The sequence below is a fragment of the Shewanella sp. S1-58-MNA-CIBAN-0166 genome (genome assembly GCF_040310085.1).
GTDB lineage: Bacteria > Pseudomonadota > Gammaproteobacteria > Enterobacterales > Shewanellaceae > Shewanella.
On record NZ_JBEOPN010000022.1, the window covers coordinates 23,237 to 40,307 of the forward strand.

Below are 17,071 nucleotides of genomic sequence, written 5' to 3' on the forward strand. Positions count from 1 at the left end.
AGAGTGTGTGATGCGATTAACCCGCAAAACAGACACGGCCACTAAAGCTGAAAAGTCAGGCCTAGGTCTTAACCGACGTCAATTCCTCAAGTCTGCCAGTTTGGCGACGGGTGGTATTGCAGCGGCTTCAATGCTTGGCGCAGGTATGATGCGTAAAGCTGAAGCTAAAGATGTACCGCACAACGCACCTACCGAAATAAAACGAACTATTTGTTCACATTGTTCAGTAGGTTGTGGTGTTTATGCTGAAGTTCAAAATGGTGTGTGGACAGGGCAAGAGCCTGCGTTCGATCATCCATTTAACCAAGGTGGACACTGTGCTAAAGGCGCAGCATTACGTGAGCATGGTCATGGTGAAAAACGCTTAAAATACCCAATGAAGCTAGAAGGTGGTAAATGGAAGCGTCTATCATGGGATCAAGCCATCAATGAAGTAGGCGACAAAATGGAGTCGATTCGTCAAGAGTCTGGTCCTGATTCAGTTTACTTTATGGGTAGTGCTAAATTTTCGAACGAACAAGCTTATATGTATCGCAAATTAGCAGCAATGTGGGGCACTAACAACGTCGATCACTCTGCTCGTATTTGTCACTCTACCACGGTAGCCGGTGTTGCAAACACTTGGGGCTACGGTGCGCAAACTAACTCGTTTAACGACATCCGCAATTCAAAATGCATGATGTTTATTGGGTCTAACCCATGTGAAGCTCACCCAGTGGCGATGCAACACATTTTGATTGGTAAAGAACGCGGTGCCAAAATCATCGTAGTCGATCCACGTTTTACCCGTACAGCGGCTAAGTCTGATGAATATGTCCATATTCGTCCAGGTACTGACATTCCATTTATTTATGGTCTGCTATGGCACATTTTCGAAAACGACTGGCAAGATGATTCGTTCATTTCTCAACGTGTATACGGCATGGAACGTATCCGAGAAGAAGTGAAAAAATACACTCCAGAAGAAGTCGAACACATTGCCGGTGTGCCAAAAGCACAAATGTACCGTGTCGCTAAAATGATGGCAGAAACTAAGCCTGGCACTATCGTTTGGTGTATGGGTGGTACTCAGCATCACATTGGTAATGCTAACACTCGTGCTTACTGTATTTTACAGCTTGCCCTTGGCAACATGGGTATAGAAGGCGGCGGAACTAACATTTTCCGTGGTCACGATAACGTACAGGGTGCGACTGACTTTGGTTTGTTATTTGATAACTTACCTGGTTATTACGGCTTAACGTCTGGCGCATGGGACCATTGGGCTAATGTGTGGGACCTTGAACCAAAGTGGATCACCGAGCGTTTTGACCAAGGTGAATACTTAGGTCAATCGCCACAAACATCTGCGGGTATTCCTTGTTCGCGTTGGCATGATGGTGTGTTAGAAGACAAAACCAAGATTGCTCAACGAGACAATATTCGTCTGGGGTTCTTTTGGGGTCAGTCAGTTAACACCGAAACTCGCGGTCGTGAAATCCGTGAAGCACTGAATAAAATGGATACCATTGTGGTCGTTGATCCATTCCCAACCATGGCGGGTGTTATGCACGAACGCCAAGATGGAGTGTATTTATTACCTGCGGCAACTCAGTTTGAAACCTACGGTTCGGTTTCAGCCTCCAACCGTTCACTGCAGTGGCGTACGCAAGTTATCGAACCATTATTTGAGTCATTACCTGATCACACCATCATGTATAAACTGGCCAAAAAATGGGGCGTTGCGGATCAATTCTGTAAGCACATCAAGGTTAATGGCGATGAGCCATTAGTGGAAGACATTACCCGTGAATTTAACACCGGTATGTGGACTATTGGTTATACAGGCCAAAGCCCTGAGCGTTTGAAAATGCACCAAGAAAACTGGGGCACATTCGACGTTAACTCACTTGAAGCACCCGGCGGCCCAGCTAAAGGCGAAACCTATGGTTTACCTTGGCCATGTTGGGGTACACCAGAGCAGAAGCACCCTGGTTCTCAAATCTTGTACCGCACCGGACGTGAAGTGAAAGACGGTGGTGGTAACTTCCGTGCACGTTATGGTGTTGAACACGAAGGCAATAACATTCTGGCTGAAGGCTCTTTCTCAAAAGGCTCTGAAATTGAAGATGGTTACCCAGAGTTTACCGCCGACATGCTTAAGCAGCTTGGCTGGTGGGACGACCTAACAGCAGAAGAAAAAGTCAAAGCTGAAGGTAAAAACTGGAAAACTGATATCTCAGGCGGTATTCAACGTGTGGCAATTAAGCATGGTTGTATTCCTTACGGTAACGCTAAAGCGCGTTGTATTGTGTGGAACTTCCCTGACGATATTCCATTGCATCGCGAACCGTTATATACCCCTCGTCGTGACTTAGTGGCTAAATACCCTACTTATGAAGATCGTATGGTGGCTCGTCTACCAACGCTTTATAAAACAATTCAAGACAAGGATTTTGCTACCGACTACCCACTAGCCGTAACAACCGGACGTTTGGTTGAATACGAAGGTGGTGGTGAAGAAACCCGTTGTAACCCTTGGCTTGCTGAATTGCAGCAAGAAATGTTTATCGAGATCAATCCAGCAGACGCTGCAGATCGCGGTTTACGTGATGGCGATGACGTATTTGTTCACAGTCCAGAAGGTGCAAAAATTACTGTTAAGGCAATGGTGACACCACGTGTTATTGCAGGTGAATGTTTTATGCCATACCACTTTGCAGGCGTATTTGAAGGCAAGAGTTTAGCCAAAAATTACCCTGAAGGAACCGTGCCTTATGTGATTGGCGAATCTGCCAATACCGTAATGACCTATGGTTATGATGTCGTAACGCAAATGCAAGAGACCAAGTCTAGCTTGTGTCAAATAAGCAAAGCCTAAACACTTGATGAGGAGATAAGCCATTATGGCAGTCATGAAATTTCTGTGTGACACCAAACGCTGCATCGAGTGTAACGGTTGCGTCACAGCATGTAAAAACGAAAACGACTCTGCTTTAGAGTGGGGTATTCAGCGTCGCCGCGTGGTAACGCTTAATGATGGTGAACCAGGAGAAGCGTCAATCTCAGTAGCATGTATGCATTGTACCGATGCACCATGTATGGCTGTATGTCCGGCCGACTGTTTCTACCGTACCGAAGACGGCATTGTGCTACATAACAAAGATACGTGTATCGGTTGTGGCTATTGCTTCTATGCCTGCCCATTTGGTGCACCGCAGTTCCCTAAGAAGTCTGCATTTGGTAGCCGTGGCAAAATGGATAAGTGTACTTTCTGTGCTGGTGGCCCAGAAGAAGATCATTCAGAAGCCGAGCGTCTAAAATACGGTTCAAACCGTATTGCAGAAGGCAAATTACCAATGTGTGCAGAGCTTTGTTCAACCAAAGCATTGTTAGCCGGCGATGCAGGCATAGTGTCTGACATTTACCGTCAACGTATGGCTGCACGCGGTAATCCAAATGTAATTTGGGGCTACAATCCTAAAACAGGCGAAATGATCTAACCCAGAGCAATGGCTGCGATAATTTTCGCAGTCATATAAGGAGTGACAATGTTAACTTTAACGTTAAACAAATCACTGCGCAGGATGTTTGCTCTGTTGGTTCTGTGTATGGGATTGGGGTTGGTTACATCAATGGTGTATGCCGCCGATGAACAATCAAGTCAGCAACAAGCAAAGTCTAAAACCAGTGATGCAGATCTCTGGCGCGCAGTAAAAGCCGGCGAACCGGGATACAGTACAGACAAAGGCCTTGATGCTGATGTTCTGATAAATGTATCGGGTAATGAAGGCAAGATATTGCGAAATACCTACCTGAAACCCGCACTCGGCTTAGCCGTTGTCGGTGTTTTTGCAGCCTTTTTAGTGTTTTACTTCGTTAATGGTCCATCTAAACTGAGTAAAGGCTTTTCGGGCAAAATGGTACTTCGTTGGAGTAAAAGTGATCTCTGGTTACATTGGACTATGGCAGTTTCATGCTTAATCATGATGCTGACCGGTATAATCATTATGCTCGGACGCCATTTCTTAGCCCCTTATGTCGGTGACGGTATTTGGGCGGGGATCATCGCCTTTAGCAAGTTTGCCCATGACTGGTCTAGCCCCATTTTTATGGTGTCTTGGCTGTTGTGTGTTATCAAATGGATGCCACTACAAACCTTCAAAATGTATGACTTGAAATGGTTTTTAGTGGTGGGTGGCTACATTAATTTTGGTCCGTTTAAAGGCAAACATCCAGACAGTGGATTTGCTAACGCGGGTGAAAAAATGTGGTTTTGGACCTTAGCTATTTTTGGTCTAAGCATCAGCATAACAGGCATAATGTTAGTGTTTCCAACACTGGATTTACCGCGCGAACTGTCAATGCTCGCCTTACTTGTACATGGCTTAAGTGCGACGATTCTAATCGCATTTACCATAGTACATATTTGGATGGCGACCGTACTCAGTGAAGGCGGTATGGAGTGTATGGTATCTGGCTATTGTGACGAAAACTGGGCTTCGCAGCACCACAATGTGTGGTACGACGAAATCAAAGCCGATGGCAGCTTAAAATACAAAGAGTAGCCCTGCTTTCTGGTGTTAATACACCAGATTGATGGCAGAGATAAAACACCTTGTTGGGTAACTAACAAGGTGTTTTTTATTGCTGTTGGCACGTTAATAACTTTAAGACCTTTGTAATGAGTGGAATTGCTTGTAGTAGATGATGGCGGTTTAATTTGAATCACTGTTCAAACTCAGTTAGTGTGCAGGATATTATTAAATCACTAGAAAACGAGTCGCTCTATAGGCTTGTTGTGTGACCAAACTAAAAGACAAACAATGATAGCCATTTCTCGAAATATTCAATTTTTACTCTTTGCCTTTATATTGGCAGGTTGTTCTACTATCCAATCAGGTAGTGGAGATAGGATAGGTTTCACTGAGTCAGGTAAAGCCTCGTACTATAGTGATATACATCAAAACAACAAGACTGCAAGCGGTGATATCTATCAGCATAATCAAAAAACCGCTGCGCATAAAACGCTACCATTTGGCTCTAATGTCAAAGTGACTAATACCCATAATGGTAAAAGTGTTATCGTTAAAATTAATGACCGTGGTCCGTTTGTTAGAGGGCGCATCATTGATCTTTCAAAGTCTGCCTTCAGCAGTATTGGCAATATATCTAGTGGTTTAATTGACGTTAACATTGAAGTCGTTCGTTAGCACTTTTCTATGGCGCAATATGTCTTGCTGACCTGGCATCGAAGATAATCCAGCTTGCTAATCAACTGGCCGTATGGTCGGTTTCATAGGCGAACGTTTAACATATGGTTTGGTTTCGCTTTCTTTAGCTGAGCTTTTATAAGAGTCGGTTTAACAGTAAGTCATTATTTAAATTGTAATGTAATAGGCTGCGAAATTAACCAGATTAAAAAACTATGTGGAAGTGTTGCAGAAGATATGATCGAGATTGAATATTCTATAGGTGAATTAAAAACGTCGATGCTTGTTGTCGAAGCACATCGTTTTTACCTTATTACAAAGGAATGGATAAAGGCTGTAGATCTGAATGTGAGTGACCAAATATTAGCCTGCAGTGATGCAGTAGCTAAGATAGAAAGCATAAATAAAGTTGAAAGTTCAGCCCATTGCCGCGATTTAAAAATAAGCCATAATCATAATTATTTTGTCACCACAGCGCGTCCTGCGTTTCATGACACTCTCTGTGATAGAGCCCCAGCCGATAAGCTTGAACGTATTGCATACGAGCTGGCCAATAGGCCCTCAAATTTTCCCGATGGTAAACCAACCGGTCACCACGGTGGCCCTTGGGCCGCGGCTAAATATTTACACCGCGATCCCAGCAAAGAAGTCATCGGCTGGGGCTGTGCCAATGACAACATGTGCGCAGAAGATGCAGCTATAAGTGATTTAAGACAAAAAGTGGGTAATGTCGTTGAATTACATCGAGGTAATGTAGATATTTCACACGCATATTTGAGGAAATATACCAAAAAGGGTCGTTTTGTGAATAAAATGAGCCCTTGTGTTTACTGTCGTGATAATTATGGCAGCGCGCTAAATGACACCACTGAAGGCGTGAGTAATTTGCCTAAAGAAGGTCGTGGCTATTTACCCGCGTTAGATAAATAATTCCTAGCAACATTTTTCCCATCATTTATGAAGTCCACAACACTATTTGTTTACCAAATTAACCTGAGCTGTCTAAGGCTAAAGCCGTGTCCGCTGTTTTGAATACAATGGCGCAGTGGGAATATTGTCGAATAAGCGCGTTAAGTTGATTTGCAACCAATGTCCTTTTACTTCAAATTGGTGATAAGCGCTTCTTGAGGTGCAAAACACAATCGCAGCACTACGTTACTTCACAACTAAGGGGGTTATTTGAATATTTCAGAATCACATAAAAAAGAGCTTTTAGTTGCTAAATCACTATTAGAAAATCCTGGTCTAGCGGTAAAAATAACTAATTTAATCGGTACCCCTATTGAGAAAGGGTTAGCGCTTCTACCGGATAACTGGAATAAAAATATCGCTAAAGTGACCGAAAAGTCGCTAATTAAAGCGTCTGAAGCGGCAATATTTACCATGAAAGATATTCCCGGAGAAGAATCGTCCAATCTTTGGCATAAATTAGGCGTTGCTGCGAGTGGTGGTGTGGGCGGTTTCTTTGGATTAGCTGCGATAGCTGTTGAGCTTCCTATTTCAACATCAATCATGCTGCGATCTATCGCTGATATTGCTCGTAGTGAAGGTGAGTTTATTACTACTCTAGAAACAAAAATGGCTTGTTTAGAGGTGTTCGCACTAGGGGGCGAAAGTGATTTAGATGATGGTAGTGAATCGGGATATTTTGCAGTAAGAGCTGCCCTAGCAAAATCAGTATCTGAAGCAGCTGAGTTTATGGTCAAAAAAGGTATTACCGATGAAGCCGCGCCTATTTTAGTCAAACTTATTACTAAAATCGCTGAAAAATTTGGTGTTCAAGTGACTCAAAAAGCAGCGGCACAAGCTGTACCTGCTATCGGTGCGGCAGGCGGTGCCATAATCAATACTTTGTTTATTGATCACTTTCAAGATATGGCCCGAGGTCATTTTATTGTGCGAAAATTAGAGCGTATATATGGGTATGAAACCGTAAAAAGTGCTTATCAGTCGTTACCTAAAAATGGTAATCAATAACCATAATTCGTGAAATTAACCCGTTTTTATTCGGCTAGTAAATGACAAGTGTGCTTTGAATTTTAGCAATAATTTTGATTTGGATTTACTTATTCCATCGGTTAATCCTAGTAGAGGTTCAATAAGCATCGCAGTAGACCATCAATACATGACTTATTAATAATGTATTGATGGTCATTTGTGAGGCGGCAACGTTTGTTGAATTGATGATATAAAGCATCTATTCTTTATGTACTTAAATGGGACCTCAAGCTAAATTTAAGCCAGAAAAGGATATCAATATGACACTGCACGGACCGGAACAGACCGAAAATACCCAATCGACAATAACCAGTGATTCAAAGTGTGGCGACAAGGTTGAGATGCGTGAAGTACGCGAGAGTCAGCCGACGCAACCAGAGATATCGCTGACAGAATCTGAGCGTGATGCAGTGATTGAACATGGCAGTCTTTCATCGCTTACGGTTTATTCTATTATTTTGCGTGAAGGTCAAGAAGAACTCGATCGGCCGTTGATGTCGTTGTGGTGGTCAGGAATAGCGGCTGGTATCGGCATTTCAGCGTCTGTTTTGGCCGAAGGTATTATCCGCAGCAACATAGGCTCCGATCATCCTTATTTGTCTATCATCGAAAGCCTTGGCTACACTTTTGGTTTTGTCTTAGTCATTCTCGCAAGGCTGCAACTTTTTACTGAGAACACCATCACCGTGGTGCTGCCGCTACTCGCTAACACCACAAAACATCTTCTTGTTTGCACCGCTCGCTTATGGGGAATTGTGTTAGCAGCAAATTTTGTTGGCACGTTTTTCACGGCGGCAATTGTCGTGCACGGTAACATACTGACAGAAGACATCCTTACCGCTATCCTCCAGATATCTCGCCATGTTGCAGAGTTAACGCCTTCAGAGACATTAATGCGCGGCATACCAGCAGGCTTTTTTATTGCCGCACTGGTGTGGATGCTACCCTCGGCCAAAGGGTCTGAAGTGTTGGTCATTATTATGTTTACATGGCTCATTGCTGCTGGAGAATTTACTCACGTTATTGCCGGGTCTAATGAAATATTTAGTTTGGTACTTAATGGTGAAATGAATTTTTTTACTGCGTTGTCGCACCATATCGGCCCTATGTTAGTGGGTAACATCATTGGCGGTACAGGGCTGTTTGCGATGTTAGCTTATGGCCAAGTTCGACAAGAGATGTAGGTTTACGGTTGAAAAAAGCGAGGTTGTTTTAAATCAAAATGGCTGTCATGGTGCGTTTTGTTGTTTGTGAATGATTTATTTGAATGAGGGTAATATGAAGAAATTTTGTTTGGTATTAATGACGCTATTTGCAGTGGTATCACAGGCATTGGCTGCAAGTCCGGTTAAGTATAATAAAGAGTTAGATGGGTTTGATTATCCCTTTGAAGTTAAAACATTTAATGTTAACTCGCAAAATAAAGATTTAAAAATGCGTTATATGGATATTGGTGATAAAAATGCAGACAAAGTCATCGTGTTGTTGCATGGTAAAAATTTCTCAGGCTATTACTGGGAAAGGATTGCAAATGACCTGCTAAAAAGAAAATACCGAGTCGTTATTCCAGATCAAATCGGTTTTGGTAAATCTTCAAAACCAAATGCTTATCAGTATAGTTTCGGCCAATTAGCTTTAAATACCAAGTTATTATTGGACAGTTTAGATATCAAAAAATTTGATCTTGTTGGTCACTCAATGGGCGGGATGTTAGCGACTACATTTGCGGCTAATTATTCTAGTGCGGTTAATAAATTGATTCTGATTAACCCTATTGGTTTAGAAGATTACGGCAAATATGTGCAGTTTAAAGATGTTAACTTTTTCTATAAAAATGAGCTCACTAAAACACTCGAGAAAGCGAGAAACTATCAGAAGAAAAATTATTATGATGGCAAATGGTCAAGCGAATACGAGAAGCTGTTAGAGCCTGTGAGAGGAATGCTTGCTGGGGATGATTGGCAAGTTGTTGCTTGGAATAATGCCTTAACTTACGGCCCGATTTTTTCAGAAAACATTGTCGATAGGTTTTCACAAATTAACAATGAAACAGTACTTATTATTGGCACCAGAGATAAAACCGGCCCTGGTAGAGGGTGGTTAAAAGAAGGCGTAACCAGAACATTAGGCGACTATAAAAATCTGGGTATTAATACTCAGAAATTGATTAAAGGTTCAAAACTGATTGAGTTGCCAGGATTAGGTCATATGCCCCAGTTTGAAGACTATGATGTTTTCATAAAAGCATTTCATCAGGCTCTTGAGCAATAATAAACATAAAACCTGGCTTAAATCTCTAGCATTTTTGTGTATTCGCTGCACTTATTATGGCCAAAAATGGTTCCATAATTGTATGGCTTAAACCGATTATGGCAAATTACTGCGGCGTTATACCTTTTAAAGGATTAAAACATGTCTTTGCTGCTAACTGTTTTAGCAACCACACTGCTTGCTGGTTTGGCTATGCCATTAGGCGCTTTAATTGCCCATTTTGAGAACGTGAGCAGTGAGTGGCTCGAACAGGAATTTAGGCACAGTGTCATGGCTTTTGGCGGCGGTGCTTTATTGTCAGCGGTTGCTTTGGTTTTGGTGCCAGAGGGCATAGCGAGTCTTAAGCCATTACCTGCTTGTATGTGGCTTATGGCTGGTGGACTGAGTTTTATGGCCCTTGATATTTACCTTAACAAAATAGATACCCCAGCCTCTCAACTAGCAGCCATGCTGGCAGATTTTATTCCTGAATCAATCGCTTTGGGTGCTGCATTTGCGACAGGAAGTAACAACGCGTTCTTATTGGCAGCGTTAATCGCGTTACAAAATGTGCCAGAAGGATTTAGTGCCTACCGTGAATTAAATGCATCTTCTGCGTATAAACCCCAAAAAATAATCATCATGTTTTGTTTAATGGCAATGCTGGGTCCCATAGCTGCAATGTGTGGTTATTTGTGGTTATCAGAGTCACCAGAAATTATTGCGGCAGTGATGCTTTTCGCATCTGGCGGTATTCTCTACTCCATATTTCAAGATTTGGCTCCTCAGGTAAAACTAGAAAAACGTTGGGCACCGCCAATGGGAGCTGTATTTGGTTTTTGTCTTGGTATGTTGGGATTAATGTTAACCACGTCATGATCTCTGTGCTACATAGTCGTGCTAAATAATTCTGCAAGCATCAACGTAATGAACTGGGAATAAAAACAAATGGATTACATCAATTTATCTTATCTGCATTTAGTCACTGTAGTGCCGGCATTTTTCATTGGCACTTATTTACTTATTGTTAGAAAAGGTACGCCTAAACACAAAGCATTAGGCAAAAATTATATGGTGTTGATGTTGTTCACTGCCATCGTGTCACTGTTTATGCCTGCTCAACTCGGAAGTCGCTTTTTGAATCACTTTGGCTATATTCATTTGTTAAGTCTTCTAACGCTTTACGCTGTTCCTGCTGGCTATTTTTATATTAAAAAAGGCAATGTTCGGGGACACAAACGAAGCATGATTATATTGTATTGTGGTGGTCTCATTGTCGCGGGCACCTTTGCTTTTATGCCTGGTAGATTATTGAATGATTGGATTTTTAGCTAACCAGTTGATTGATTGCAATACGCTTTTACACATTATTATCCATGATGAGTTTAACGATGAAAGTGGATGACATGGTTAAACATAAACGGGTGGACTCATGAAATACCAGTTTGGCTCAGGCACGGTATCAGATATTTTGGCGGTATTAGCGCAAATTCCAGAGTTTGAAAAAGCAATGTCTGTGGACCTTATCGAAAACCGATTAGCAGGCAAAAACTATCTGATTTTAGTGGCAGAATTAGATAACAAGCCAGTGGGGTTTAAAGTGGGCTATACGTTATCTGATGGTCAGTTTTACAGCTGGTTAGGCGGTGTAGTTCCTGAGCATCGCAACATGAAAGTTGCATCTCAGCTGCGACTTATGCAAGAGTCTTGGGCGATTGATAATGGCTTTAAATCTATTAGTGTTAAATCGATGAATCAATTTCCTGCCATGTTACAGATGCTTATCGCGAGTGGTTATCAAATCTGCGGTTATGAGGATAATGGGTCAATAACCGACAGTAAGATCGAGTTTATTAAATTTTTACAAACACCGTAAAATAAATAACCCCGCGTAAAGCTCGAGCCTTCCTTATGTTGCCTGTTATCGTGACTTAGTATTAGTAAATGAACAGATAAACGCCCTATGAAAGCTCTGAAGCTATGAGAGATTACCGCGATTCACTCAATGGTATGACTTGTGTGCATGATGATAATAAATACTGCAGGGTTTGACGTGGCTCAGGTAGAATGCCGGCACTTAGCTTTTTCATTTTTAGGCGTATTGTAGATGCAAATCAATCGTGTACTTCTGACCGCAGTTGGTAGTGTTTTACTGGCTATGGTGACCATTCAATCCGGCGCTTCTTTAGCAAAGCAACTTTTTCCCTTGGTTGGGCCTGAAGGCACTACTGCATTACGTTTAGGTTTTGCGGCTGCCGTACTTTGGTTGGTGTTTCGTCCATGGAGAGCATTACCCCAAGGCCGTGATTGGCGGAGTATTATTATTTATGGCCTGTGTTTAGGCGGGATGAATATCCTGTTTTACTTAGCCATTGAACGGATCCCGCTTGGGATTGCGGTTGCGCTTGAGTTTACCGGCCCTTTGGCAGTGGCTTTATTTAGCTCTAAGCGAAAAAGTGATTTGTTTTGGGTTGCTTGCGCCATTGCAGGGATTTTACTGTTGATGCCAGATTTATCTAGTACGCAAGGACTTGATCTTGTTGGTGCATTAATGGCATTAGGTGCAGGCGCGTGTTGGGCTGGTTATATCTTATTTGGCACTCGCACAGGCAAGCAAGCTTCTGGTGGTATTACTGTCGCATTAGGTATGACCGTAGCTGCCATCGTGCTTGTGCCTGTTGGCGTTGTAAGCCAAGGCTTAGCGTTAATTAGCTGGGAAGTGTTACCGCTTGGTTTATTGGTAGGGGTGTTATCTAGCGCCTTACCTTATTCTTTGGAAATGATCGCTCTTAGAAATATGCCAACACAGGCCTTTAGCGTGCTAATGAGTTTAGAACCTGCCATTGCCGCATTAGCAGGTTTTGTTATTTTAAGTGAGCAATTAACCGTGCTTCAGTGGTCTGCCATTGGTTTAGTGATTATTGCCTCAATAGGCAGTAGTTTCACGCCTAAAAAAGCCGTTGAGATGGGCGTGTAAGACTGAGCCGTCGTTTCGTTTTAACTTCTATTTATTGATATTATTAAAAAAGTCAGTGGGGTTATCCACTGACTTTTTTATCCCTTGTTAACGGCTATTTTATTGCTGTTTCAATTGCTTCATTTCTGCTCTTGGCACTTCTCTTGGGAACGGCTTACCGGGTTTACCTGGTTTGACTGGCTTTAAGTGTTTTTTACTCGACGGTACACAGAACAACTCTCGTTGATCATTGACTATCTGATCAGGAGCAAATTGGTTATTGATTTCTAGATTGTAGTTTCTCACTTTGCTTTGCTTGATTAAGTCATAACAAACCATATGGCGCTTTTCATTTCGAATTTTATACATCTTGTCGTTGTGGATTTTGCTTGAAGGATTACATAACAATACTGGCTTACCCAAAACCGCACGCGTTTTACCAAACTGATCTTCTATCATGATGGTTTCTTCACGAAGAGCATCTCCTTTCTGCACGCCATAACATTGGAAGTGTTCTCCAGGCATATGGACAGCAACTGGTGCCGCTTCAACGATATCCCCACAGGCAGCGGTAAATACAGAATAGGTTTTTTGGGCTAAATTACTTGTCGACCAAGCCCAGCGGAAATTATTCGCATTGACATTACTGGCTAGAGGGAAGTTCATCGTCCCCCAGGGTGAAGTGCCTCCAGCGACAGAGCCAGGCAACAGGTAAGGTGATTGGCCATTAGCTAACGAGTCCGCAATTAATGTATTAATTTGACTTGCATTAGGTCCGCCTGTTTGTGCCCAACCTGACGATGGAGTCGAAGATTGGTGTGCTTTAAAATGCCCTGAGCCGGTATAAATCGTGCTATCGCCTTTGAATATGGCAGCCATGCCTTGTGAAACCTTACCATCTCCCCATGCAATAACACTGACTGAACAGGTTTCTAGTGATTGTGCTGAGTTGTCGATATCGAACTTGAGTGATTCAATTTTTTTCCAATTACTGCCATTGGCACCACGATATACCACCGTAGGTGTACTACCATTACCTGGTGAATGTACCACAATGAAATCATTGTCTGCGGTGACGTTAGCGGTTATTGGGGTTGCACAAACCATAGTTGATGCACTCATTAGGCACATACTGATTAATGTTTTTTTGAGTATACTCATCCTGACTTTCCTTATTCTGGTTTAGTAAATGTTTTAATCACGCTTAATGACTTAAGCTGAATTAAAACTAACAGTTAAGATAAAAAAGTCAGTAAAGTTAGAGGGTTAAAAAGGGGGTGTTTTGTGTTTTACCCAAATTTACCCTAGTATTTAGTGGACTATAAAAATGGAAATGCATAGCGTCTAAGATGATGCATTCATTCTAAAAAGGATATTTTATGAAATACATATTACCCCTAGTCACTTTGCTTAGTTGTGTTGGTAGCGCATCAGCGCACCAACTTGCATTTAATGAGCTCACACCAGTCAGCACGGCGATTAAAACCGAAATCACTTTTGAATTGAGCGAGATGGATATGATTAAACAGTACCATTACCGTGCTCAGTACTTTGATATTGAAAAGTGGATGATGAGTAAACAACTGACATTACACAATGATCATGCAGCTGCAACACATGGTGCACCGCAGTCGATGAATACTCGTCAGATGCAGCAACCGGAAGTGGAAATAGATGAGTTAGGTGGCTTTCATGGTGTGATAGACCCATTCACTAAGTTACAAGGCAATAATGTTAATTCACCAGATCTTAATAGCGTGACAAATCGAATTAACATAGCAGGGCTTGTGGCTGTGTCGATGTGTAATGCTTACGCTTCGATTAATATCAAAGATCAAAACAATAATCTAATGCCTAAGTTTATTGCACCTAATAGCTTTTTAGTGGGGATAAACCCTGCGACAGCACAGCAAAGTGATTATTCGTTATCCGAAGGAATAAAATTTAGTTGTGTGTATAAAAATGTACTCAAGCCAGTAGTCAGAGACAGTGTGCACGACATTAAATTACAGCAACCATTACTCAAAAAAGGCGGGTAAGCCCGAAAGTAACAGATTACGTTGTTTCTAAAGACTCGCTCTTGATCACTTGCATTATTCGGTCAAGGTGCGAGGTCAGTAATGTTCTATCATCGTTAGACAAATTGCATTCAGATAAAATGAAGTGACATGTTTTAACCACATTACGCCAGCGTGGATTAGCGGGTAATTTTTTTACCTGTAGGTATTTATCTAAAGAACGTGTTCTTAGACGGCCAGAATCGATAGATATAGTCCAAATTTGGCTTCTGTCGGCTAATTCTACTTTATTCGTTTTAGTGCTTTTCTCCCAAATACTGATGCAATCAATCATAGTATTTACTAATAACTCCGCAAAAGAAGCTGTCAATTCAGAAGGCGATAATGGCTTAGATTCCTGTTGCTGGGCTTCGTCTTGCTCTGCTGTATCGTCATTAGATAATAAAAACAATTGCTGTTTATGTGACTCTATTATGGTCATTAAATGCTGCTGGGCTTTACGTTTTCTATAAATATAAAAGCTCACAATAAAGCCGACTAACAAGCCAACACTGGTGATGCCAAGGATTAAATTAAGTAATTTATCAATTTTTTGGCTCTTCTGTTGGCTGACAATTTGCTCTTCTGCTAACGCTCGTTGCACGCGTTCATTCTCTATATCGCTTTGAATGACTTTAATGTTCTCACTGTATTTTTTCTCCAATAAGGTCTCGTGCAACTGTTGATATTTCTTTAGATAAACCAGGGACTCATAAGGGCGACCATTGTCATAATATAACTCGCTTGCGTAGTGATAAATGTTCATTTTTTGCAATGAATCTTGTTTGGTGTCGCTATAGTCCATTGCGCTTTCAATAAATTTTATTGCCTGAGTCGCATCTTTTTGATGTGTGGCTATTTGGGCTTTTAAATAGAAAATTACGTCATGAAACGAATGGTCATCGCGGGTTAAATATTCCGATAATGTGTTGGCGACATCTAGAGCGGGCGTAAATTCATTAGCATTGATATGGATGGTGGCTACATTAATGAGCGCAGAAAGCCTGTCGTCACCGACAAGGTTATCGTTGTAGGCTTCGATGACCTTATTACTGTAGAAGTTTTTCTTATTAAACTGGTTGTTTATATTATATATCTCAGCAAGGTTTCCGTAGAGATGCGACATATAACCGATAACATGAATATCTACATTATGACTGGTGTAGCGTAAGTAATGCTCCAGTGAGAGTTCAAAATAGCGCTGGGATTCTTTAAATTTTTCGAGTTTTTTATAAATTAGACCAAGGTTGTTGAGGGTTATCGCAGTATTAAAGTCATTACCTAGAGCCTCTTTAATCGCTAAACTCTTCTGGTAGTAACTCAATGCTTTGTCATATTGATTCAAATACTGTTCAGTTAGTGCTAAATCGTTATAGCTTTTAGCCAACCAAATATCTGACTCTTGGGTTTTAGCAATGCTAAAAGCTTGTTCAAATAAGGTTTTAGCTTCTTGATAGGACTTTCTATAAAGTTTTTCCGCGGCTTTCTTACGTAACCAAAGATATTGAACATCGACATTTTGAGTAAATGCAGCGCTGTTTTTAACCTCATCAAGCATTTGTTCCGCAGCTACCTTATCACCTAACTCTTGGTAAATATCATATAAGGTTAGTTGTAACTTGGCGGCAACGATGGGGTATTTATCAATGTCTAATATTTTGAATTGTTGGCTGCAAAAGCCCAAGCTGGCTTGGGGGGGCACCTGTTTTATACGGGCTTTACATTGCTCTAATGCTGAACTGGTTTGTTGTTTCGTTTCTTCTTGGGCTGTTAACTTAGCCGCCGTTGCAGGTATATGCATCGAGCATAACGATAACAATACACATAGAAAAACTGCTGTAAGTCCCTTCACTCAACCACCAAGTCCAATCATTAATATTGTTTAAGTCTTATTACACCGTCAAATAGGTGTAATGTCAGTTAACATATTAACAACATAAACCGATAGCCAACGTAAATACAAGAGATAGTAGCGATTGACCATGTGCAGAGCTAAGTAACAGATCTAAAATCGAAGACTGTTTTTTTATTGTTTAGTCTTTATACTTGCCGGCTGTTTTGTCTTGGTAAAATGTGAAAAATGAAAAGTTGGATATTTTTGAGTGTGGCCATTTTAACTGAAGTTGTGGCAACTTCTGCGCTTAAAGCCAGTGATGGATTTTCAAAATTGGCGCCTTCAATCGTAGTTATTGTGGGCTACGTGTTGTCTTTTTATTTTTTATCCTTAGCACTAAAAGGTATTCCTGTTGGTATTGCTTATGCGACGTGGGCTGGGTTGGGTATTGTGTTAATTACAGCTATCGCTTGGGTGATGTATGGGCAAAAACTCGATTTAGGTGCGCTGGTGGGTATGACGTTCATTTTAATTGGTGTCGTTGTGATGAATTTATTCTCAAACGTTACGCCGCATTAGTATTAGCGTTAGTACATCACAAATAACATAGACATTGCGTAGCCGAATCCTTGTGTTTTTATTCCCTTTTTCCCCCACTTTTCGAGCCGACGGTACCCATTTCTCGTTAATAGTGCTAATGCGCAGCGTTTTTAGGCACAACAAAAAGGGGCTTAACAATGATAGTCATTGTTAAGCCCCTTTTTGTTTAGTGTTAGTCATAGTC

The 17,071-nt window shown here is 41.5% G+C and carries 16 protein-coding genes; 14 read left to right on the plus strand and 2 right to left on the minus strand.

Annotated elements, in window-relative coordinates; translation table 11 throughout:
* Positions 1 to 10: 10 nt before the first annotated feature.
* The 12 genes from AAEY99_RS13810 (at position 11) to AAEY99_RS13865 (ending at position 12,417) form a co-directional block, all read left to right on the plus strand.
* Positions 11 to 2,860, plus strand: a complete 2,850-nt coding sequence (locus AAEY99_RS13810) for a formate dehydrogenase subunit alpha (RefSeq protein ID WP_101087452.1) — start codon at positions 11 to 13, stop codon at positions 2,858 to 2,860.
* Between the two features lie 25 nt (positions 2,861 to 2,885).
* Entirely contained in the window at positions 2,886 to 3,482 is a 597-nt protein-coding gene (gene fdh3B, locus AAEY99_RS13815) for a formate dehydrogenase FDH3 subunit beta (RefSeq protein ID WP_101087451.1), read from the plus strand.
* 48 nt (positions 3,483 to 3,530) lie between these two features.
* Positions 3,531 to 4,547: a formate dehydrogenase subunit gamma gene (locus AAEY99_RS13820; protein ID WP_101087450.1), complete on the plus strand. Its 1,017-nt coding sequence runs from the start codon at positions 3,531 to 3,533 to the stop codon at positions 4,545 to 4,547.
* A 258-nt stretch (positions 4,548 to 4,805) separates the two neighbouring features.
* On the plus strand, positions 4,806 to 5,192 hold the full coding sequence (locus tag AAEY99_RS13825; protein WP_351010888.1) for a septal ring lytic transglycosylase RlpA family protein: 387 nt from the start codon (positions 4,806 to 4,808) through the stop codon (positions 5,190 to 5,192).
* 237 nt (positions 5,193 to 5,429) lie between these two features.
* A complete protein-coding gene (locus AAEY99_RS13830; RefSeq protein WP_101087448.1) occupies positions 5,430 to 6,122 on the plus strand; it encodes a hypothetical protein in 693 nt (230 codons plus the stop codon).
* 249 nt (positions 6,123 to 6,371) lie between these two features.
* Positions 6,372 to 7,169, plus strand: coding sequence for an EcsC family protein (locus tag AAEY99_RS13835; RefSeq protein ID WP_101087447.1), 798 nt, complete (start codon positions 6,372 to 6,374; stop codon positions 7,167 to 7,169).
* Between the two features lie 281 nt (positions 7,170 to 7,450).
* Positions 7,451 to 8,374 carry a formate/nitrite transporter family protein gene (locus AAEY99_RS13840; RefSeq protein WP_192116474.1) on the plus strand — a complete coding sequence of 308 codons (924 nt, stop codon included), beginning with the start codon at positions 7,451 to 7,453 and terminating at the stop codon, positions 8,372 to 8,374.
* Between the two features lie 94 nt (positions 8,375 to 8,468).
* A complete protein-coding gene (locus AAEY99_RS13845) occupies positions 8,469 to 9,461 on the plus strand; it encodes an alpha/beta fold hydrolase (protein WP_351010890.1) in 993 nt (330 codons plus the stop codon).
* A 141-nt stretch (positions 9,462 to 9,602) separates the two neighbouring features.
* Entirely contained in the window at positions 9,603 to 10,319 is a 717-nt protein-coding gene (locus AAEY99_RS13850) for a ZIP family metal transporter (protein WP_351010892.1), read from the plus strand.
* 69 nt (positions 10,320 to 10,388) lie between these two features.
* Positions 10,389 to 10,775, plus strand: a complete 387-nt coding sequence (locus AAEY99_RS13855; protein WP_335692625.1) for a DUF2306 domain-containing protein — start codon at positions 10,389 to 10,391, stop codon at positions 10,773 to 10,775.
* Positions 10,776 to 10,872: 97 nt separating this feature from the next.
* Positions 10,873 to 11,316, plus strand: a complete 444-nt coding sequence (locus AAEY99_RS13860; protein WP_351010894.1) for a GNAT family N-acetyltransferase — start codon at positions 10,873 to 10,875, stop codon at positions 11,314 to 11,316.
* 231 nt (positions 11,317 to 11,547) lie between these two features.
* Entirely contained in the window at positions 11,548 to 12,417 is an 870-nt protein-coding gene (locus AAEY99_RS13865; protein WP_351010896.1) for an EamA family transporter, read from the plus strand.
* 99 nt (positions 12,418 to 12,516) lie between these two features.
* On the opposite strand, the gene AAEY99_RS13870 is transcribed toward AAEY99_RS13865, so the two are convergent.
* The gene (locus tag AAEY99_RS13870) at positions 12,517 to 13,557 is read right to left on the minus strand and encodes a DUF7450 family protein (protein WP_335692623.1); all 1,041 of its coding nucleotides are present in this window, start codon (positions 13,555 to 13,557) and stop codon (positions 12,517 to 12,519) included.
* A 218-nt stretch (positions 13,558 to 13,775) separates the two neighbouring features.
* Between AAEY99_RS13870 and AAEY99_RS13875 the strand changes: the two genes are divergently transcribed.
* Positions 13,776 to 14,435, plus strand: a complete 660-nt coding sequence (locus AAEY99_RS13875) for a hypothetical protein (RefSeq protein ID WP_335692621.1) — start codon at positions 13,776 to 13,778, stop codon at positions 14,433 to 14,435.
* A 16-nt stretch (positions 14,436 to 14,451) separates the two neighbouring features.
* On the opposite strand, the gene AAEY99_RS13880 is transcribed toward AAEY99_RS13875, so the two are convergent.
* Complete coding sequence (locus AAEY99_RS13880; protein ID WP_351010899.1) at positions 14,452 to 16,305, minus strand: tetratricopeptide repeat protein; 1,854 nt, start codon at positions 16,303 to 16,305, stop codon at positions 14,452 to 14,454.
* A 228-nt stretch (positions 16,306 to 16,533) separates the two neighbouring features.
* On the opposite strand from AAEY99_RS13880, the gene AAEY99_RS13885 reads away from it, so the two are divergent.
* Positions 16,534 to 16,866 carry a DMT family transporter gene (locus AAEY99_RS13885; RefSeq protein WP_350979358.1) on the plus strand — a complete coding sequence of 111 codons (333 nt, stop codon included), beginning with the start codon at positions 16,534 to 16,536 and terminating at the stop codon, positions 16,864 to 16,866.
* Positions 16,867 to 17,071 lie beyond the last annotated feature (205 nt).

Coding starts and splice junctions, on each gene's coding strand:
- AAEY99_RS13810 (WP_101087452.1), top strand. CDS start 11: ATGCGATTAACCCGCAAAACAGACACGGCCACTAAAGCTGAAAAGTCA.
- fdh3B (WP_101087451.1), top strand. CDS start 2,886: ATGGCAGTCATGAAATTTCTGTGTGACACCAAACGCTGCATCGAGTGT.
- AAEY99_RS13820 (WP_101087450.1), top strand. CDS start 3,531: ATGTTAACTTTAACGTTAAACAAATCACTGCGCAGGATGTTTGCTCTG.
- AAEY99_RS13825 (WP_351010888.1), top strand. CDS start 4,806: ATGATAGCCATTTCTCGAAATATTCAATTTTTACTCTTTGCCTTTATA.
- AAEY99_RS13830 (WP_101087448.1), top strand. CDS start 5,430: ATGATCGAGATTGAATATTCTATAGGTGAATTAAAAACGTCGATGCTT.
- AAEY99_RS13840 (WP_192116474.1), top strand. CDS start 7,451: ATGACACTGCACGGACCGGAACAGACCGAAAATACCCAATCGACAATA.
- AAEY99_RS13845 (WP_351010890.1), top strand. CDS start 8,469: ATGAAGAAATTTTGTTTGGTATTAATGACGCTATTTGCAGTGGTATCA.
- AAEY99_RS13850 (WP_351010892.1), top strand. CDS start 9,603: ATGTCTTTGCTGCTAACTGTTTTAGCAACCACACTGCTTGCTGGTTTG.
- AAEY99_RS13855 (WP_335692625.1), top strand. CDS start 10,389: ATGGATTACATCAATTTATCTTATCTGCATTTAGTCACTGTAGTGCCG.
- AAEY99_RS13860 (WP_351010894.1), top strand. CDS start 10,873: ATGAAATACCAGTTTGGCTCAGGCACGGTATCAGATATTTTGGCGGTA.
- AAEY99_RS13865 (WP_351010896.1), top strand. CDS start 11,548: ATGCAAATCAATCGTGTACTTCTGACCGCAGTTGGTAGTGTTTTACTG.
- AAEY99_RS13870 (WP_335692623.1), bottom strand. CDS start 13,557: ATGAGTATACTCAAAAAAACATTAATCAGTATGTGCCTAATGAGTGCA.
- AAEY99_RS13875 (WP_335692621.1), top strand. CDS start 13,776: ATGAAATACATATTACCCCTAGTCACTTTGCTTAGTTGTGTTGGTAGC.
- AAEY99_RS13885 (WP_350979358.1), top strand. CDS start 16,534: ATGAAAAGTTGGATATTTTTGAGTGTGGCCATTTTAACTGAAGTTGTG.